This window comes from Delftia sp. ZNC0008, assembly GCF_000799035.1.
GTDB lineage: Bacteria > Pseudomonadota > Gammaproteobacteria > Burkholderiales > Burkholderiaceae_C > Comamonas > Comamonas tsuruhatensis.
The window spans coordinates 1-4,359 of sequence record NZ_JTKZ01000842.1; the positions used below are offsets into that span (position 1 = coordinate 1).

The 4,359-nt window shown below is 71.8% G+C and carries 4 protein-coding genes and 1 pseudogene; 4 read left to right on the plus strand and 1 reads right to left on the minus strand.

Annotated features, from left to right (window positions below; all coding sequences use genetic code 11):
- From L995_RS27000 to L995_RS27015, 4 genes are all read left to right on the plus strand, one after another.
- Positions 1 to 549: TolC family protein (locus L995_RS27000; RefSeq protein ID WP_047474441.1), on the plus strand; the 549-nt coding region annotated here is incomplete at its 5' end.
- Positions 546 to 1,595 carry an HlyD family secretion protein gene (locus L995_RS27005; RefSeq protein ID WP_016448246.1) on the plus strand — a complete coding sequence of 350 codons (1,050 nt, stop codon included), beginning with the start codon at positions 546 to 548 and terminating at the stop codon, positions 1,593 to 1,595. The genes L995_RS27000 and L995_RS27005, both read left to right, overlap by 4 nt.
- A gap of 13 nt (positions 1,596 to 1,608) precedes the next feature.
- Positions 1,609 to 2,823, plus strand: coding sequence for an ABC transporter permease (locus tag L995_RS27010; protein WP_047474443.1), 1,215 nt, complete (start codon positions 1,609 to 1,611; stop codon positions 2,821 to 2,823).
- A gap of 1 nt (position 2,824) precedes the next feature.
- Complete coding sequence (locus L995_RS27015; RefSeq protein WP_047474444.1) at positions 2,825 to 3,958, plus strand: ABC transporter permease; 1,134 nt, start codon at positions 2,825 to 2,827, stop codon at positions 3,956 to 3,958.
- Positions 3,959 to 3,970: 12 nt separating this feature from the next.
- On the opposite strand, the pseudogene L995_RS27020 reads toward L995_RS27015, so the two are convergent.
- A pseudogene (locus L995_RS27020) lies at positions 3,971 to 4,359 on the minus strand (MFS transporter); the annotation flags it as partial.

Below are 4,359 nucleotides of genomic sequence, written 5' to 3' on the forward strand. Positions count from 1 at the left end.
CCGCGTAAGAAGCGCCAGGCCGAGTCCCTGCACGACGCCCAGGAGGCGCTGCGCCGGCCGCAGCTGCTGGCCTTCGGTTCGCGCGAGGTCAACACCAGCGGCAAGCCCAACTGGGTGGCAGGCGTGGCCGTGCGCTGGACGCTGTGGGACAGCATCGACCGCGATGCGCTGGCCGCCTCCTCGCAGCGCAAGATCGAGCAGGCCGAGCTGACCCAAGCCCAGGCGCTCAGCGACATCGCGCTGCTGGTCGAAAAGAACTGGCTGGGCGTGGAGCAGGCACGCCGCCAGTACCAGGCCCAGCAGGCCCAGGAGGATCTTGCGCGCGAGCTGCTGCGGCTGCGCGAGGCCGGCCTGCGGGAAGGCACCAGCACCACGCTGGACCTGATCGATGCCAGCCTCAATCTCGCCAAGGTCCAGACCCAGCGTGCCGAACTGGCCAACCAGTATGTGCAGGCCCTGGCCGCACTGCTGGAGAGCACGGGCCAGAGCGAGGAATTCGACCGATTCATGGCCCAAGCCGACATACAGATCCCACCCGACGCACCATGAGCACAGCCACGCCCGACCATCCCCGCAGCGCCACCGAAGCACCCGGCCCCGCGCCGGTGCCGCCGGGGCGCAGGCGCCCCTGGCTGGCCCTGGCCATCGTGCTGGCCGTGCTGCTGCTCGTGGCCTGGGGCTTTTGGCGTGCGGCGCAGCCCGCCCCCCTGTATTTCCAGGGCCAGATGGAGGCACGCGAGACCGACATCGCGCCCAAGGTCACGGCGCGCATCGCCAAGGTGCGGGTCACCGAAGGCCAGAAGATCCAGCCCGGCGATCTGCTGGTGGAGATGGACAGCCCCGAGGTGCGCGCCAAGCTGGCCCAGGCCGAGGCCGCGCGCGATGCCGCCCAGGCCCAGGCCGACAAGGCGCAGGCCGGCGCACGCCCGCAGGAAGTGCAGATGGCGCGCCTGAACTGGCAGCGCGCCCAGACGGCCGCCGACCTGGCCCAGACCTCGCTGCGCCGCGTGCAAAGCCTCTTCGACCAGGGACTGGTTGCGGCCCAGAAGCGCGATGAAGCCGATGCCAACTGGCGCGCCTCGCGCGACCAGGCGCTGGCCGCGCGTGCGCAGTATGAAATGGCGGCTTCGGGCGCGCGCCAGGAGGATCGCAGTGCCGCCCAGGCCCAGGCACGCCAGGTGCAGGGCGTGGTCGCCGAGGTGGAGGCCGCGCGTGCCGAGACCGAGCTGCGCAGCCCCGTGGGCGGCGAGGTGGTCCAGGTGCTGGCCCGCCAGGGCGAGCTGTCCCCGCAGGGCGTGGCCGTGGTCACCGTGGTGGACCTGGCCGACCAGTGGGTGGTGCTCAATGTGCGCGAGGACCAGCTTGCACGCTTTGCCCAGGGCAGCCGCTTCACCGGCCGCCTGCCGGGCCTGGACAACCGCGAGGCCGGCTTCGAGGTCTACTACCTGGGTGTGCTGCCCGACTTCGCCACCTGGCGCGCGACGCGCGCCGGCCAGGGCTTCGATGCGCGCACCTTCGAGGTCCGCGCGCGGCCGCAGCAGCCCATTGCAGGCGCGCGGCCCGGCATGAGCGTGGTCGTGGAAGGCGGCCGTTGAGCGGCCGGCGGCAGTGAGCGCGAACCCGCCCACGGCCTTTGCCGCCAGCCTGCGGCGCGAATGGCGTCTGCTGCGCGGACGGCCCTGGGACCTGGCCATGGTCGGCTGGGTGCCGCTGCTGGCGCTGCTGCTCATGGTCTGGATCTTCTCGGCAGGCCTGGTCCAGCGCCTGCCCGTCGCCGTCTGGGACCAGGACCACAGCGCCCTGTCGCGCCAGCTGGTGCGCATGCTGGACGCCACGCCGGGCCTGGCCGTGCAGTCGCAGGCGCTCAATGCCTCGGAGGCGCAATGGGCGCTGCAGTCCATGAATGCCTACGCCGTGGTGCAGATCCCGCCCGGCTTTGCGCGCGACATCAAGCGGGGCCAGGGGGCCGACGTGGTGCTCATGCACAACGCCCAGCTGGCCACGCATTCCAGCCTGATCCAGCGCGACCTGCGCCAGGTGGTGGGAACGCTGTCGGCCGGCGTGGAAATGCAGGCCCGTGCCAAGCGCGGCGACCCGGCCCAGGCGCTGCGCGTGCGCATGGAGCCCATACGCACCAACCTGGTGTCGCTGTTCAACATCTCCACCAATTACGAGCAGTTCCTGGCGGCGGCGCTGATTCCCGCGCTGCTGCACATCCTGGGCATGACGGCCGGCGCCTGGTCCGTGGGGCGCGAGCTGCGCGACCGCACGCTGGGCCAGTGGATGGCCGAGGCTGCGGGCCCGGGAAGGCCCGGCTGGAGCGCCATTGCGGGCGCCTTGGCAGGCAAGCTGGCGCTGTCCTGGGCCAGCCTGGGCCTGGGCGGTACGCTGGCCATGCTGTGGCTCACGGCCGGACGGGGCTGGCATCCGGGGCAGGGCGCTGCCAGCCTGGCCTGGGTGGCGCTGGCCCTGCTGCTGCTGATCGCCGTGAGCCTAGCGGCGGGGGCGCTGCTGGCGGCGCTCACGCTGTCGCTGCGCACGGCGCTTTCGGGCGCGGGCCTGCTGTCGGCGCCGGCCTTTGCGTTCAGCGGCGTGGGTTTTCCGCTGCTGGCCATGCCCGATTCGGCACGTGCCTGGGCCCTGTCCATGCCCTATACCCACTATGCGCGGCTGCAGATAGAGCAGCTGCAGATGGGCGCGCCCATCGTGCAGAGCCTGCCCGTGGTGGCCGGGCTATTGCTGGCCGCGCTGGTGTTGCTGCTGCTGGCCACGGCAGGCCTGGCGCGCGGCCTTTCCCGCCCCGACAAATGGGGAGGGCGCTGAGATGGCCAGGGGCTTTGCGCAAGACTTCATCAGCGCCCTGCGTGCCGTGTTCGGCGACGTGGGCGTGCTCATGCTGCTGGTGGGCGCACCCGTGCTCTACGGCTTCTTCTATCCCTGGTTCTATGGGCAGGAGGTCGTGCAGCGCGTGCCCGTGGCCGTGGTGCAGCACGACGGCAGCGGCCTGGCACGCCAGATGCTGCGCTTTGCCCAGGCCAGCCCGCGCATCGAAGTCGCTCTGGTCACGGGCGACGAGGCCCAGGCGCAGCAGGCCCTGCTGGATGGCCGCGTCATGGGCTACGCGCTGCTGCCGCGCGACCTCAAGCGCCGCGTGGTGCGCAGCGAAGAGGCCGTGGTCCCCGTCTATGCCAACGGTGCCTACCCGCTGGCCGCCAAGCAGGTGCAGTACGGCTTTGCCGAGGCCTTCGGCACGGTCTCGGCAGGCGTGGAGCTGCGGCGGCTGACGGCCGGCGGACAGAGCGCATTGCAGGCCCAGGCCAGCCGCTCGCCCGTCAACCTGCAGATGCAGGCCCTGTTCAATCCGACGGAAGGCTACGGCAGCTTCGTCGTCGCCGCCGTGGCCATCATCATCCTGCAGCAGACACTGCTCATGGGCGGCGCGCTGCTGGTGGGAACCTGGCGCGAGCAGGGATTGGACCGGGCGCCGGCACGCACCTGGCTGGCGCGGCTGCTGGCGCTGTGCACGCTGGGCTGGCTCTCGGGCCTGTACTACTTCGGCTGGATCTTCGTCTGGCACGACTATCCGCGCGGCGGCAATCCCTGGGGCGCGCTGGCGCTGCTGGCCGTCTTCGTCCCGGCTGTGGCGGGAGCGGCGGCGCTGCTGGGCTGGTGGCTGGCCAACCGCGAGCGCGCCATGCAGGTGGTGCTGTTCACCTCCATCCCGCTGGCCTTCGTCGGCGGCTTCAGCTGGCCGGCCGAAGCCCTGCCGCAACTGCTGCAGGCGCTGCGCTGGCTGTCGCCCAGCACGGCGGCCATCCAGGCCTCGCTGCGACTGAACCAGGCCGGCGCCCCGCTGGAGGCGGCGCTATGGCATCTGTCCGTGCTGCTGGCCCTGGCGCTGCTGGGCTGGGTGGCCGTGCTCTGGCTGGGCAGCCGCCGCGTGGACCCTGGCGATTGACCGGTCGGGGCTTCAGGTCGGCGCGCCCGCGCCGCGACCCCGTCCCTGCACGGCCAGCATCAGCAGCACCACGCCCACGATGGGCAGCAGCCAGGTGTTGATGCCGTCCCAGCCGGCCGTGTGCAGCAGCTGGCCCGAGCCGAACGAGGCCACGGCCACGGTGCCGAAGACCAGGAAATCGTTGAGCGCCTGCACCTTGGCGCGCTCGGCAGGGCGGTAGCACTCGGTCACCATGGCCGTGGCGCCGATGAAGCCGAAGTTCCAGCCCACGCCCAGCAGCACCAGGGAGCCCCAGAAGTGCAGCAGCTCCAGCCCCATCAACGCCATCAGGGCCGAGGCGGCGATCATCACCAGCCCCAGCGCCGTGATGCGGCGCTTGCCGAAGCGCGCGATCAACGCGG